General features: G+C 60.1%; 11 protein-coding genes and 1 pseudogene. 4 read left to right on the forward strand and 8 right to left on the reverse strand.

Annotated features, from left to right (window positions below; all coding sequences use genetic code 11):
• Positions 1-16: 16 nt before the first annotated feature.
• The 6 genes and pseudogenes from ACSQ83_RS00500 to ACSQ83_RS00525 form a co-directional block, all read right to left on the reverse strand.
• Positions 17-1135, reverse strand: a complete 1119-nt coding sequence (locus tag ACSQ83_RS00500) for an FUSC family protein (protein WP_436226902.1) — start codon at positions 1133-1135, stop codon at positions 17-19.
• 144 nt (positions 1136-1279) lie between these two features.
• Positions 1280-2830 (reverse strand): monocarboxylate uptake permease MctP, encoded by a 1551-nt coding sequence (gene mctP / locus ACSQ83_RS00505; RefSeq protein ID WP_414948300.1) that lies wholly within the window; start codon positions 2828-2830, stop codon positions 1280-1282.
• Complete coding sequence (locus ACSQ83_RS00510) at positions 2830-3084, reverse strand: DUF3311 domain-containing protein (protein WP_414948065.1); 255 nt, start codon at positions 3082-3084, stop codon at positions 2830-2832. Before ACSQ83_RS00510 ends, mctP begins: the two co-directional genes overlap by 1 nt.
• A 273-nt stretch (positions 3085-3357) precedes the next feature.
• Complete coding sequence (locus tag ACSQ83_RS00515; RefSeq protein ID WP_436226903.1) at positions 3358-4269, reverse strand: spermidine synthase; 912 nt, start codon at positions 4267-4269, stop codon at positions 3358-3360.
• The gene (locus ACSQ83_RS00520; protein ID WP_414948063.1) at positions 4266-4739 is read right to left on the reverse strand and encodes a DNA-deoxyinosine glycosylase; all 474 of its coding nucleotides are present in this window, start codon (positions 4737-4739) and stop codon (positions 4266-4268) included. The genes ACSQ83_RS00515 and ACSQ83_RS00520 overlap by 4 nt, the downstream gene beginning before the upstream one ends.
• A gap of 14 nt (positions 4740-4753) precedes the next feature.
• Positions 4754-5302 (reverse strand): annotated as a pseudogene (locus ACSQ83_RS00525) (chorismate--pyruvate lyase family protein); the annotation flags it as partial.
• A gap of 148 nt (positions 5303-5450) precedes the next feature.
• Between ACSQ83_RS00525 and ACSQ83_RS00530 the strand changes: the two are divergent.
• On the forward strand, positions 5451-5708 hold the full coding sequence (locus ACSQ83_RS00530; protein ID WP_436226904.1) for a hypothetical protein: 258 nt from the start codon (positions 5451-5453) through the stop codon (positions 5706-5708).
• A gap of 76 nt (positions 5709-5784) precedes the next feature.
• On the opposite strand, the gene htpG is transcribed toward ACSQ83_RS00530, so the two are convergent.
• Positions 5785-7689 (reverse strand): molecular chaperone HtpG, encoded by a 1905-nt coding sequence (gene htpG, locus ACSQ83_RS00535; protein WP_436226905.1) that lies wholly within the window; start codon positions 7687-7689, stop codon positions 5785-5787.
• 221 nt (positions 7690-7910) lie between these two features.
• A complete protein-coding gene (locus ACSQ83_RS00540; RefSeq protein ID WP_436226906.1) occupies positions 7911-9353 on the reverse strand; it encodes a PLP-dependent aminotransferase family protein in 1443 nt (480 codons plus the stop codon).
• 293 nt (positions 9354-9646) lie between these two features.
• On the opposite strand from ACSQ83_RS00540, the gene ACSQ83_RS00545 reads away from it, so the two are divergent.
• The 3 genes from ACSQ83_RS00545 to ACSQ83_RS00555 all read left to right on the forward strand — a co-directional run bounded on the left by ACSQ83_RS00545 (position 9647) and on the right by ACSQ83_RS00555 (position 12453).
• Positions 9647-10489, forward strand: coding sequence for a VOC family protein (locus tag ACSQ83_RS00545; protein WP_436226907.1), 843 nt, complete (start codon positions 9647-9649; stop codon positions 10487-10489).
• A gap of 205 nt (positions 10490-10694) precedes the next feature.
• The gene (locus ACSQ83_RS00550) at positions 10695-11903 is read left to right on the forward strand and encodes a PLP-dependent aminotransferase family protein (RefSeq protein ID WP_414969267.1); all 1209 of its coding nucleotides are present in this window, start codon (positions 10695-10697) and stop codon (positions 11901-11903) included.
• Between the two features lie 85 nt (positions 11904-11988).
• Complete coding sequence (locus ACSQ83_RS00555; protein WP_414948057.1) at positions 11989-12453, forward strand: RidA family protein; 465 nt, start codon at positions 11989-11991, stop codon at positions 12451-12453.
• The last annotated feature ends 317 nt before the right edge of the window (positions 12454-12770 follow it).

Raw genomic sequence — 12770 nt, forward strand, 5'->3', positions numbered from 1 at the left:
GTCGCTTCTTCAGTTTTCATCGATGAAACGGCTGCGCTCCCTCGATGTTCCACTGCCGCTCGATCTCGATCAGCCGCAAGCGCAGCCGGTCGACCTGTTCCGCCAGCCGTTGTGAGAGCCAGTACGGTCCCTGCAATTCGGGTGCGAGGCACGCAGCAACATTTGCTGTCTGTTCCAGCCGCGCCGCCGCTGCGGCAGACCCGGTTGCGGCGTGCAGCAACCCCACGCGCCCAAAGCGCAACGCGCGGGCTAACAGCAGCAACGTGTGCCGCACCGCGCGCTCGTCCGAGTAAGGGCTCTCGGCAAATCCCGGCTTATCAGCCGACGCAACCGGCATCGCCGTCGCCATCATTTCAAGCGCGCTGAGAATTGATCGATGCTGGCGCTGGATATCGTCGAGCACGGCGGCCGGCACGCCGATCTCCTTCGCCACCGACGGCAGCAAGGAGCGCGACGTGACCAGCCGTGAATTCATCGTGAGGAAATGCTTGGTCAGGACGTCGGCGGGCATCGGCTGGCCTTCCATGATTGCGCCGTAGATCCGCGCGCTTTCGCGCATGTTATCGGCGAGCCGGTAGCGCCATGAATACGTCGCGTATTGCGGCAGCACGAACGAAAACGCGAGCGCGATCACAATCCCGATCAGCACCGTCAGGGTGCGCCACAGCCCCACTTCGATGGACAAATCGCCGTGTCCCGCGACGATGATCGTCGTAATCGCCGTCAGCAACGCGATGTATCCCGGCTTGCCGATGGCGTGATACGCGCAGACGCCGGAGATAGCTGCCAGCAGTACGTACGTGATCATGGTCGAGTGGGTGGCCGATTGCAGCAGAATCAGCCCCAATCCTAGCGACGCACCCAGCAACGTCCCCAGCGCGCGTTCCGCGGCCTTCTTGCGGATATTGCCGTGATGCTGCAAGCCGCCGATCACCACCAGCAAGGTCACCGACGACCATTCGCCGTGCGGGATATCGATACCTGAAGTCAGTGCAATCGATGCAAGCAGCGCCAGCGCCACGCGCGCCGCATGCAGGTATTTGGCGTATCGATAACGAAAATACGGCGAACCCAGCACATGCAATAAACGCCGTGCCTGGCTGCGATGAGGCCTGGTCGTATCGGTCGAGGACATGCGGTTCCCGATGAATTGAGCGGGGCAAAAGGCTGATGAAACCGGGCGCACAAGACAAAACGCCCGCAACATCCGTTACGGGCGTTTTACCAGCTTTCGAGTCAGAACGGGGTTGGAAGCCCGTTTTTCTCATCTTCAAACGGATCAGGTTTCCGCGACGTCGTAATAATCCTCGGGACTCGTGCGGTCATCCGAGCGCTTGAGGCCGATCACGCGCACGGCGATGCTCACCACGATCGATACCACCAGGTTCACGACCAGCGCCCACACCGCGGCGTAGCCAGGAATCGCATAACCGAACAGGTGGATCGTGAAGATCGAGCCCGCCAGTTTCAGCGATATCGCCATCCACGTACCCGTTGCAATACCGGCAGCCCAGCCGAGCAGCAGGCCACGGTGATCCAGGACGCGCGTGTACAGCCCGAGCACCAGCGCCGGCAGCGTCTGGATGATCCAGATCCCGCCGAGCAGTTGCAACTGGATGGCATAAGTCAGCGGCAGCGCAAGAATAAACACGACCGCGCCGACCTTCACCAGCAGCGACACCAGCTTGGCGACGTTCGTCTCCTGCTCCGGCGTCATGTTGGTGTTCACGAACTCCTTATGCACGTTGCGCGTGTACAGGTTGGCCGCTGCGATTGACATGATGGCCGCCGGAACCAGCGCGCCAATACCGATGGCTGCAAACGCCACGCCCACGAACCACGACGGGAAGAAGTGCAGGAACAGTGCCGGGACGGCGAAGTTCGAACCGTACGCCTTGAAGTACGGAGCGAATTCCGGCATGTCCTTCACGCCCGACGCCAGCGCCATGTAACCCAGCAACGCGAGCAAACCGAGCACCAGCGAGTATGCCGGCAGCAGCGCCATGTTGCGGCGGATCGTGTTGCCCGATTTCGACGACAACACCGCCGTCACCGAGTGCGGATACAGGAACAGCGCAAGCGCCGACCCGACCGCCAGCGTGGCATACGCGCTATAACCATTCAGGCTCGACGCGTCCGGTGCCTTCAACAGGATCTTCGCCGGATCGACATGGCTGAAGATCGCGCCGAAACCACCTAGTTGCGCCGGGATAATGATCATGGCCGCGATGATCGTGATGTAGATCAGCACGTCCTTCACGACCGCGATCATGGCCGGCGCGCGCAGGCCTGACGTGTACGTGTAGGCTGCCAAAATTGCGAACGCGATGATCAGCGGCAGGTCGCCGACGAAGCCCGTTGTATCGAAACCGAGCGCGCCGATCACCACTTCAATACCCACGAGCTGCAGCGCGATGTACGGCATCGTCGCGATAATCCCCGTCACGGCAATGGCCAACGCGAGCATCCGGCTGTTGTAGCGAGCGTGCACGAAGTCGGCAGCGGTGACGTAGCCGAACTTCTTCGAGATCGCCCAGAGCTTCGGAAACACGACGAAAGCGAACGGATAGATCAGGATGGTGTACGGCAACGCGAAGAAGCCAGTCGCGCCCGCGCCGAACACGAGCGCCGGAACCGCGACAAACGTGTACGCCGTATAAAGGTCGCCGCCAAGCAGGAACCACGTGACGATCGTGCCGAAGCGACGGCCGCCGAGGCCCCATTCATCGAGTTGTCCGAGATCGGCCTTGCGCCAGTGAGCAGCGACAAAACCCAGGATCGTCACGCCGATAAAAAACAGGACGAAGACGAAGGTTGCGGTGGAATTCATCATCGCGGGCTCCCCGGCGTGAGCTTGGGAACATCGTGGATAGGCTTGGTCTTCACATAGACCAATGCCGTAATCACCGCGCTGATCAGCACCCAGAGCAACTGGTACCAGTAGAAAAATGGAAAGCCCATGAGCACGGGCTCAATCTTGTTGTAGAACGGCACCCATACCACGCCGATCCACGGAAGAACCAGCAGCCAGAGCCACTTCTTGTTGCGGACTTGACCACTGGCGGTCACCGCCTCTTGAGCCATGACGCTCTCCTCTTTCTTTTGAAATATGCTGCTTGACTGGGTCTTACGCAGGCTTTGCGCGGGTCTCGCGGTCAACCTTCAGTCTTATAGCGCCCCGAAATAACACGTGGAGTATATGGACGCAGAAAAGCGGGTCAAGCAGGGCGAACCCGAACCGTAATAACGAAGAACAGCCAGTTGTAATGTCTGGCTGTCTTCATTTTTTTCAGGTAGCGGGTTCGTCGACGGGTCGCGCCTTGGGTGCTTGGGTCCCTTAGCTGGGCACCTAAGCGATCAGATGGAGAAGCGGGTTGCGTCGTCCGCGCCGGCGCTGATCGCCAGCCCCTTTACCCATTGACGGGCCGGGAGCTTCAATTCCTTTTCGATCAGCTTCGCGCGTTTTTCAAGCTGCGCGTACGGCACATCGATTTCCGGGCCCGCAAACGCAATCGCAATGCGATTGCCGTCGTGGACTTCAGGCAGCGCGATCACGCGGCCATCGAAAGCTTCGTTCAGGCGCTTCATGTTGCGCACGAAGCTCGGATGATCGCCGAACAAATTGACCGTGACCACGCCCGCCGGCGCCGTCAGGCAAGCCCGGCACGCACGATAGAACGACGTGCTGTCGAGCACGGGGCCGCGCGCGGTGGCATCGTAGACATCGATCTGCAATGCGCCGATGGTCCCGTGATTCTCACGGTCATTGACGAAGTCCCACGCGTCCTGCTCGTGGACGGTCAGCCGTGCGTCGTCGTTCGGCAGTTCGAACATCGTGCGCGCTGCTATCACGACGGACGGGTTCAACTCGACCGCTTCCACCTTCGCGCGCTTGAGGAACGCATGCGCGAACTTCGTCAGCGCGGCCGAGCCAAGTCCCAATTGCACGATGCGCTTCGGCGTTTCGATGAACAACAACCACGCCATCATCTGCTGTGCGTATTCAAGCTCGATGTGATTCGGCTTCTTCAGGCGCATTGCGCCCTGCACCCATTCGGTGCCGAAATGCAGGAAACGCACACCGTCCTCTTCCGAGAACGTCACGGGCGCGAAACGCGGTTTGCGCGGGACATCGATGCGAGGCGCGTCGTCAAGATCCTCGTCGCGCTCGCGCTTCGCGCGCTTGTTCTGCTTCTTGTCGAGTTTGTCTTGACGCTTGCTGCCGAACGCACGAGCTTCCGCCGACGCGCGTTTGATTAATTGGGTCATTTAAGGATGTCGCGCCAGATGCGCAATTTTTGATCGAACGAGAGGATAGCATTCGCCGGACTCGACGAAGGCAGGACGAGGGTTTCAAAGCCAGCCGCGCGGATCACAGGCTCGAAACGGCCGGAGGTTTTACCGTTGAAGCAAAGCTTTTTCAGCTGCGGCGCGTGAACGCGGAATGAGGCGAAATCGTTGGGGTTGGCGTTGCGGATCGCGGTGTCCAGACTGCCTTCGCGCTCGCAGGCGGCAAGCACATCCCATAAACCGATGCCGTGATTCAGTAGCCTGAGCACGCGTTCACCGTAGGGAAGCTCGTGCAAAGGCTCGTCGATCACTGTTCCCACCAGCCGCCAAAACTGGTTACGCGGATGCGCGTAATACTGCGTCGCCACCAGCGACGCCACGCCGGGAAAGCTGCCGAGAATCAGCGTATGCGTGTTTTCATCGGCGATGGGGGGGAAGCCTTTCAGCATTTTTCGCGATGCTCAAGGAAGGACCAGAGCGCCGGCAGCAAGCATTCCGTGACCATCAACGGCGCGTCTTTGCGCAGAAATACCGAACGGCGGGCAACGAACGCATGCGGTGTTTCATGAGCCGTTTGTCTCGCGGCGAGCTTATAGAGCGGATCGCGTGCATCGATCCGCTTGCTCGTCAGCGGCGAGCGCCACACGCTGCTATCGCTATATAGCAACTCTGCAAGCGGGCGCGTCCTCAATCGACGGATGGCTTGCCACACGCCCGAACTGGCATAGAGCGGCACAACGCTATGCGCCGCGACGAACGGCACGCGGTTCACGTGCAGCACGACTTCGCGGATCCATACAGGCGTGCGCGGCGCGATGTCCAGCGCCGCGGCTTCGTCCCGCCATGGCTGCCCGACCGTCTCACGCGTGACCTCGACGGTGACATCGCCCAGTTTGCGCAAATGCGCGGTCAGCGAACCGCCGCGCGTGAGCCAGTCCTTCTGATCGGCGGTGAAAGTGGGAAGGGGACGGTCGCGCCAGGCATGAGTACCGGCAAGAGGAGCTTTTGGCATGCGCGAGATTATAAAACCAGACACGTATATAGGAGGATTCGTATAGATGTCGGTGATCGCTCACGGGAGACTGGCGAACCGGTCGGGAGATGTCCGGCGCTCGCGGCAATCGTGTTGCGAGCCATCTATAAAGCATGAGAGGAAAGACATGTCGGTCAACACAAAACAAACGTCGAAGGTCGTTGCCACGCTGGCGTCGCATACGTTGCATGACCCGAAGGCGTCGGTGATTGCCAAGAGCCTCGCGGCTTCAGCGTTATCGCAATCGCATACGAAGAATCAAACGGGCGCCGAGATGGAACACAAAGCCGGGCAGGTTCTTCACAGCAACAAATATTCGAAGGACACCAAGACGCTCGCGGCGTCGGTCGTCGCGCAGGCCAACAAGGAACGCAAGGCGAAGTAAGCCCTCACGCCGCCATGAAAAAACGCGCTGCCAGTTTCCCGGCAGCGCGTTTTCCTCGCTCCTTGCGAGCGCTAAATCAACGCGCCAGCAATAACGCGTTAGTCCGCTTCACAAAGCTCGCCGGATCTTCCAGCGATCCACCTTCGGCCAGCATCGCCTGGTCGAAAAGCAAATGGCACCAGTCGCTGAAGTTAGCGTCATCGGCGTGAAGCTGCTTCACCAGCGGATGCTCGGGATTCACTTCAAGAATCGGCTGCATCTGCGGCGCTTCCTGACCCGCCTGCTTCAACATGCGTTGCAAGTACCCGCTCATGTCGCCGTCATCGGCGACCAGACATGTCGGCGAATCGGTCAGGCGGAATGTCAGGCGCACGTCCTTCGCCTTGCCTTCCAGCGCAGCCTTCATGCTTTCGACCAACGGCTTCAACTCTTCGCCGACCTTCTCCTGCGCCTGCTTTTCCTCGTCGTTCAGCGCGCCGAGATCCAGGTCGCCGCGCGCCACGCTTTGCAGCGGCTTGCCATCGAATTCATTGAAGAACGACAGCATCCATTCATCGACACGATCCGTCAGCAACAGCACTTCCACGCCCTTCTTGCGGAACACTTCCAGATGCGGGCTGTTCTTCGCGGCCTGCCACGTGTCAGCCGTGACGTAATAGATCTTCGTCTGCTCGGGCTTCATGCGCGACACGTAGTCGGCGAGCGCCACGGTCTGCTCCGACGAATCCGTATGCGTCGATGCAAACCGAACAAGCTTCGCAATACGTTCGCGATTGCCGTAGTCCTCGCCAATACCTTCCTTGAACACCTGTCCGAACTCTTTCCAGAAGGTGTTGTACCTGGCTTTCTCGACGTCATCCGCGGCTTCTGCCGACGACGATGCCACTTCCTCCAGCATCGATAAAACGCGCTTCGTCACGCCTTCACGGATCGCCTTTACGTCGCGGCTTTCCTGCAGGATTTCACGCGATACATTCAGCGGCAAATCAGCCGAATCGACCACGCCCTTCACGAAGCGCAAATACGTGGGAACGAGTTGTTCCGCGTCGTCCATGATGAACACGCGCTTTACATACAGCTTCAATCCGCCTTTGTGGTCGCGGTTCCACATATCGAACGGCGCGTGCTTCGGCACATACAGCAACTGCGTGTATTCGCTCCGGCCTTCAACGCGGTTGTGAGTCCAGGCGAGCGGATCGTCGTGATCGTGGGAAAGATGCTGATAGAACAGCTTGTATTGCTCGTCGGTGATATCGCTCTTCGGACGCGTCCAGAGCGCACTCGCCTGATTCACCGTCTCGTCTTCGTCCTTGGTGACCATCTCGGACTTCTCTGCATCCCACTCTTCCTTCTTCATCAGGATGGGCAATGCGACGTGATCCGAGTACTTCTGGATAATCGACTTCAGCTTGTGCGTGGAGAGAAATTCGTCTTCTTCCGGACGCAGATGCAACGTGATGCTCGAACCGCGTTGCGCGCGCTCGATCTGCTCAACGACGAAATCGCCTTCGCCCGCGCTTTCCCAGCGCACGCCTTCGCTCGCCGGCAATCCGGCGCGACGCGTTTCAACCGTGATCTTGTCCGCGACGATAAAACCCGAGTAAAAGCCCACGCCAAACTGGCCAATCAGCGCAGCATCCTTTTGCTGATCGCCGGAGAGTTTCGAGAAAAACTCCTTCGTACCCGAGCGCGCGATCGTACCGAGATTCGAGATCGCTTCGTCGCGGCTCATGCCAATGCCGTTATCGTCGATCGTCACGGTGCGCGCAGCCTTGTCGTACGAGATGCGGATGCGCAGATCCGGATCGTTCTCATACAGCGCACTATTTTCGATACCTTCAAAACGCAGCTTGTCCGCCGCGTCCGATGCGTTCGAAATCAGCTCGCGCAGGAAAATTTCCTTGTTGCTGTAAAGCGAATGAATCATCAGGTGCAGAAGTTGTTTAACTTCTGCCTGAAAGCTCATGGTTTCTTGTGCCATGGTCGGCTCCTCTGGTTGTGTCTGGTGTTGACGGATTTTCAAAGCGAAAAGCGAAGCGGCTGGCTGAGTGCGACCGGGCATACCGGACATAACGGTAAATGCCTTGGCGCATTGCCGGAAAAGCATCGCGCGAATTCTGCGACAAATGAGGTCGCCCCGCGATAATTTCAAGGGGCAAGTCGTGGGCGCGTGATCTGGCTCAAGCCGAAACTTCAGTGGCCTTATCCCACACGGTCCGAATAGGCGGAAAGCATCGCGGGCAGGCCCGGGTCGCCGCAATTCGCGATGTTGAAGCGCATCCACGTGCTGGGCAGCTGATGCGGGGAAAACAAGCTGCCGGGCGTCAGCAAAAACCCGGCTTCATGTCCGGCCGCAGCGAGCCCCTCGGAATCCACGCCGGTATCGGCCCATAAAAACATACCCGCCGATGGCACCAGATACGGCTTGTAGCCAACTTTTTCGAACATCCGGACGGTTTTCTCCCGGACTCCGTCCAGCTTTGCACGCAGCCGTTCGACGTGACGCCGGTAGTGGCCGTCGGTGAGCACTTTGTACAGCACGCGCTCATTCAGTTCGGGGCTCGTCATGCCAACCAGCATTTTCTGATCGGCAATAGCGTTCGCCACTTCAGGCGCCGCGGCGATATACCCCACCCGCAAGTTCGGCGCGAGCGTCTTCGAATAACTGTTGAGGAAAATCACCCGCTTTAGCTGGTCAAGGCTCGCAAGCCGCGTTGCGGGGAAATTGGTCGGGCAGAGGTCGCCGTAGATATCGTCTTCCACGACGATGAAATCGTAGGTCTGCGCGAGTTGCAAAATGCGAAACGCCTGCGCCGCGGTCAACGACGTGCCGGTCGGATTTTGCAGCACGGAATTGATCACGAGCATTTTCGGGCGCCAGGTCTGGACCATGGCTTCGAGCGCGTCGAGATCGGGCCCGTCCGGGGTGTACGGCATGCCGACCAGCCGCGCGCCCTGGGCGACGAAGCGGCCGAACATCTGGAACCAGGCGGGGTCGCCGACTATGACCGTATCGCCGGGTTTGACGAAAACCCGCGCGATCAGGTCGATGGCCTGCGTCACGCCGGACACCATCACGATCTGCTCCGTCGATGCGCCAATCTCCAGCTCTTCCAGCCGCGTCTGGATTTGCTGGCGCAGCGGCAGGAAACCTTGCGGCGTGCCAAAACCGAGCATTTGCGCGCCGCTTTGCCGGCTCATGGAGCGCAGCGCGCCGGTCAGCAATTCGCCGTTCAGCCAACTGGACGGCAGATAACCGATGCCCGGCCCTTTCGCCGGACTCGACGTGTGCAGCATGTTGCGCAGCAGCCAGACCACGTCGATAGAGCTGGGCACCGGCGCGCGCTCGGTGGCCAGCGTTGGGTGGACGTGGGAATCGTTGGAACTGGTCCGGTCGCGCACGAAAAACCCGGAGCCGCGCCGCGAGTCGAGATAACCGTGCGCGACCAGCCGTTCGTATGCCTCGACCACCGTGAAACGCGACACGCCTTTGTCGATGGCAAGTTTGCGGATGGACGGCATGCGCATGCCCGGACGGAACACCCGCTCGTCAATCCGGCGCCGGCCCCATTGGACCAACTGGTCGACGAGCGTCAGCTGCGGCGCGCCGTGCGGCGCGGGAATCTGGTCGAGCGGGACTGACATGTCAGGTTCCATCGGAGATTAAATGCGTTCGATGACTGTACCGTAGAGTATCGGATCGATTGTACCGTTACTGTTACGGTCGTTGCCGATACATTTAAGTCAGGGACGATAGGTAAACTTGGCGGTTTCTGTAGGCGTTTGGTGCGCTTTTCAGTTACTTCGAGCGTTGCGCCAAACATTCGGCCAGATGGCTAACGCAGAGCTGCTGCAGCGGCACAGCCGGGCGGAACGGGTATGCTGACGAGCTCAGCCGGCGTTGTCCGGGCAATTTTCCTTCAAGCTATTCGCGCACTATGACCGCTCATCCGCTGCAACTCGACCACCTCGTTATCGCTGCCCGCACGCTGGAAGAAGGCGCGGACTTTATCGCCGCGAAACTGGGCGTCGCGATGACCGGAGGCGGTGCACATCCGCTGATGCGCACGCATAACCGCCTGCTGAACCTGTGGGGCGGTACATATCTGGAAGTGATCGCGGTTGACCCGAACGCGGAGCCCGTCCAAACACCGCGCCCTCGCCTCTTCGCACTCGACGACCCGGCGCAGATCAAGCGCCTTGAGGCCGGCCCGCAACTGGTGCATTGGGTCGCGCGGGTGAACCGGCCGAAGCGGCTGACGCGTTGGCAAGCGCAATACCCGGAGCGTATCCCGCCTGTGGTACCGCTGACTCGCGGCGGGAACGCTTGGGATCTGACCGTTCCCGCCGATGGCACTTTCCCAGCGTGGCAAGGCGCCGGCGACGGGCTCCTGCCGTCGCTGATCCAGTGGGACACGCCGCAGCATCCGAGCGAAACGCTGCCGGAAACGGGGATTGCATTGAAGTCGCTGACGGGTTTCCATCCACGGGCGCATCTAATCTCCGAGCAACTGGCATGGCTTGGCGTATCGCAGTTACTGCAGGTCGAGGTGACAGCAGGTACGCCTGTACTCGTCGCGGAATTCGAGTTGGCGGATGGCTCGATCGTTACGCTGGGGGAATCGGCCGAATCGATTGAAGCGGCAAAGCAGCCAGAGGCCGCGCCGGCCAAGACGGTCCGCAAGCGTGCCAAGAGCAGGAAGACCGAGGACGCAGACGCCGTCAATGACGCGGATACGCCCGAGGACACGGCAGAACCGGTGCAGGAAGACGAACAATAGAACGCCGGCGCGGTTCGTAGTCGTATTGGGTTTTGATGAACATCGACGCCGACCGTCCGCGCACCGGGCACGCCATAATGAGCGTCCACCGTCGTTAGCCGACCGCGTTGAATGCAGTACGCAAGACCTTATTCGAAGCACCGTGCAGCATTCCACTAACCCGCATGCGCATTAGAACCGCTCACCGAGACCAACTGAGGACCCCATGAATCAAGCCGACCTTCAAGCCCAGCCGTGGCAACTTTCCGAACGTGCGAGAAAGCTCACCAGTTCGGCGATTCGCGAAATCCTGAAGGTCACTGAGCGGCCTGAGGTAATTTCGTTCGCGGGCGGATTGCCGTCGCCGGCTACGTTTCCGGTCGAGGAAATGCGCGTGGCGTGCGACCGCATCCTGCGCGACAGCCCCGCCGCCGCGCTGCAATACAGCGCCACCGAAGGCTATCTGCCGCTGCGCGAATGGGTCGCGCAACGCTACTCGGTGAACGGCGCGTCGATCCGTCCTTCGCAAGTGCTGATCACAACTGGCTCGCAACAAGCGCTCGACCTGCTCGGCAAGGTGTTGATCGACCCCGCCAGCCGCGTACTCGTCGAAACACCGACGTATCTCGGCGCGCTGCAGTCGTTTTCCATGTATGAGCCGAAATACGTGCAAGTCCCGACCGACGAACACGGCTTGATCCCGTCCTCGCTCGACGCCACGCTGACGGCGGGTGCACGCCTCCTGTACGCGCAGCCGAATTTCCAGAACCCGACCGGCCGCCGCCTGTCGCTGGAACGCCGCACCGCGCTGGCTGCGTTTGCGCAACGCGCCGGCTTTCCGGTGATCGAGGACGATCCGTACGGTGCGCTCGACTACGCGGGCGCGCCGCTTCCGACCATGCTGTCGATGGCGCCCGATCACATCGTGCATCTGGGTTCATTCTCGAAGGTCCTGTCGCCCGGCATGCGCGTGGGGTACATCATTGCGCCGGAAGAATTGCACTTCAAGCTGGTGCAAGCGAAGCAGGCAACCGACTTGCATACACCGAGCCTCACGCAGCGCATCGTGCACGAAGTCGTGAAGGACGGTTTCCTCGAGACGCATATCCCGAAGATCCGCGCCTTGTATCGCGACCAATGCGCGGCGATGCTGGCGTCGCTCGAACAGCACATGCCGCCAGGCGTTGAATGGAATCGTCCGGAAGGCGGCATGTTCGTGTGGGTGACGCTGCCGAAACACGGCGGTAAGCACATCGATACAATGAAACTGCTCGAGCAGGCAATCGAGCAGCACGTCGCGTTCGTGCCCGGTGGCCCGTTCTTCGCGAACGAAGCAGAGCACAACACGCTACGGCTGTCGTTCGTGACCGTGCCCCCGGCGAAGATCGACGAAGGTGTCGCCAAACTCGGTGCACTGATTCGCGCGCTGGTCTGACCGCATTGCATTGCAAGCGTGCCGCGGCGGGACGACCGCCTGGGCACGCTCCCGCTTCATCCTTTCCATTTTCAGGGAGTACCCCATGGCCCAACTGAACGTCTACGACAAGCTGAAGGAACTCGGCATCGAGCTGCCGACGGCCGGCGCCCCCGCCGCCGCCTACGTGATGAGCGCACAAAGCGGCAACCTGGTTTATCTGTCCGGGCACATTGCGAAGAAGGACGGCAAGGTATGGGCGGGCAAGCTGGGCGCTACGCTCACAACCGAGGAAGGCCGTGCGGCTGCGCGCTCCATCGCCATCGACCTGATCGCCACGCTGCACGCGCACGTCGGCGACCTGAACAAGGTAACGCGGATCGTAAAGGTGATGAGCCTCGTCAACTCCACGTTCGAGTTCACCGAGCAGCATCTGGTGACCAACGGCGCGTCCGAATTGATCGCCGATATCTTCGGCGAGGCCGGCAAACATGCGCGCTCGGCATTTGGCGTAGCGCAGATTCCGCTGGGCGCGTGCGTCGAAATCGAATTGATTGCCGAAGTCGGCTGAAAGCCCTGCTTTAAACGCTTAAGAAGCATAAATCGCTGCAACGAATTTTAGTCTTGTTCTTAATCCCGATGCCGCCCGGCATCGGGATTCAAATTACCGCACTTCGTTCGCTTAAATTCACATTGGCGAAACGCGCATCGCCTCACTCAAAGCCGTTTCAGATAAGCGTTTCAGCCTATCCGTGTATACCTCGATACTTCGCTTCGCCGCCGCGCTTCCTTAAATGAGTTGCCTTCAGTAATATCTAAGCCGGTTGTCATTGGTATTATTCGACTTAGCTGCCTTTAGGGAAATCAGTCTCACGCGGGAGAGACTGG

This window comes from Caballeronia sp. LjRoot29 (genome assembly GCF_964252755.1).
Lineage (GTDB): Bacteria > Pseudomonadota > Gammaproteobacteria > Burkholderiales > Burkholderiaceae > Caballeronia.

Coding starts and splice junctions, on each gene's coding strand:
- ACSQ83_RS00540 (WP_436226906.1), bottom strand. CDS start 9,353: ATGTCAGTCCCGCTCGACCAGATTCCCGCGCCGCACGGCGCGCCGCAG.
- htpG (WP_436226905.1), bottom strand. CDS start 7,689: ATGGCACAAGAAACCATGAGCTTTCAGGCAGAAGTTAAACAACTTCTG.
- ACSQ83_RS00550 (WP_414969267.1), top strand. CDS start 10,695: ATGAATCAAGCCGACCTTCAAGCCCAGCCGTGGCAACTTTCCGAACGT.
- ACSQ83_RS00520 (WP_414948063.1), bottom strand. CDS start 4,739: ATGCTGAAAGGCTTCCCCCCCATCGCCGATGAAAACACGCATACGCTG.
- ACSQ83_RS00500 (WP_436226902.1), bottom strand. CDS start 1,135: ATGTCCTCGACCGATACGACCAGGCCTCATCGCAGCCAGGCACGGCGT.
- ACSQ83_RS00530 (WP_436226904.1), top strand. CDS start 5,451: ATGTCGGTCAACACAAAACAAACGTCGAAGGTCGTTGCCACGCTGGCG.
- ACSQ83_RS00510 (WP_414948065.1), bottom strand. CDS start 3,084: ATGGCTCAAGAGGCGGTGACCGCCAGTGGTCAAGTCCGCAACAAGAAG.
- ACSQ83_RS00515 (WP_436226903.1), bottom strand. CDS start 4,269: ATGACCCAATTAATCAAACGCGCGTCGGCGGAAGCTCGTGCGTTCGGC.
- ACSQ83_RS00545 (WP_436226907.1), top strand. CDS start 9,647: ATGACCGCTCATCCGCTGCAACTCGACCACCTCGTTATCGCTGCCCGC.
- ACSQ83_RS00555 (WP_414948057.1), top strand. CDS start 11,989: ATGGCCCAACTGAACGTCTACGACAAGCTGAAGGAACTCGGCATCGAG.
- mctP (WP_414948300.1), bottom strand. CDS start 2,830: ATGAATTCCACCGCAACCTTCGTCTTCGTCCTGTTTTTTATCGGCGTG.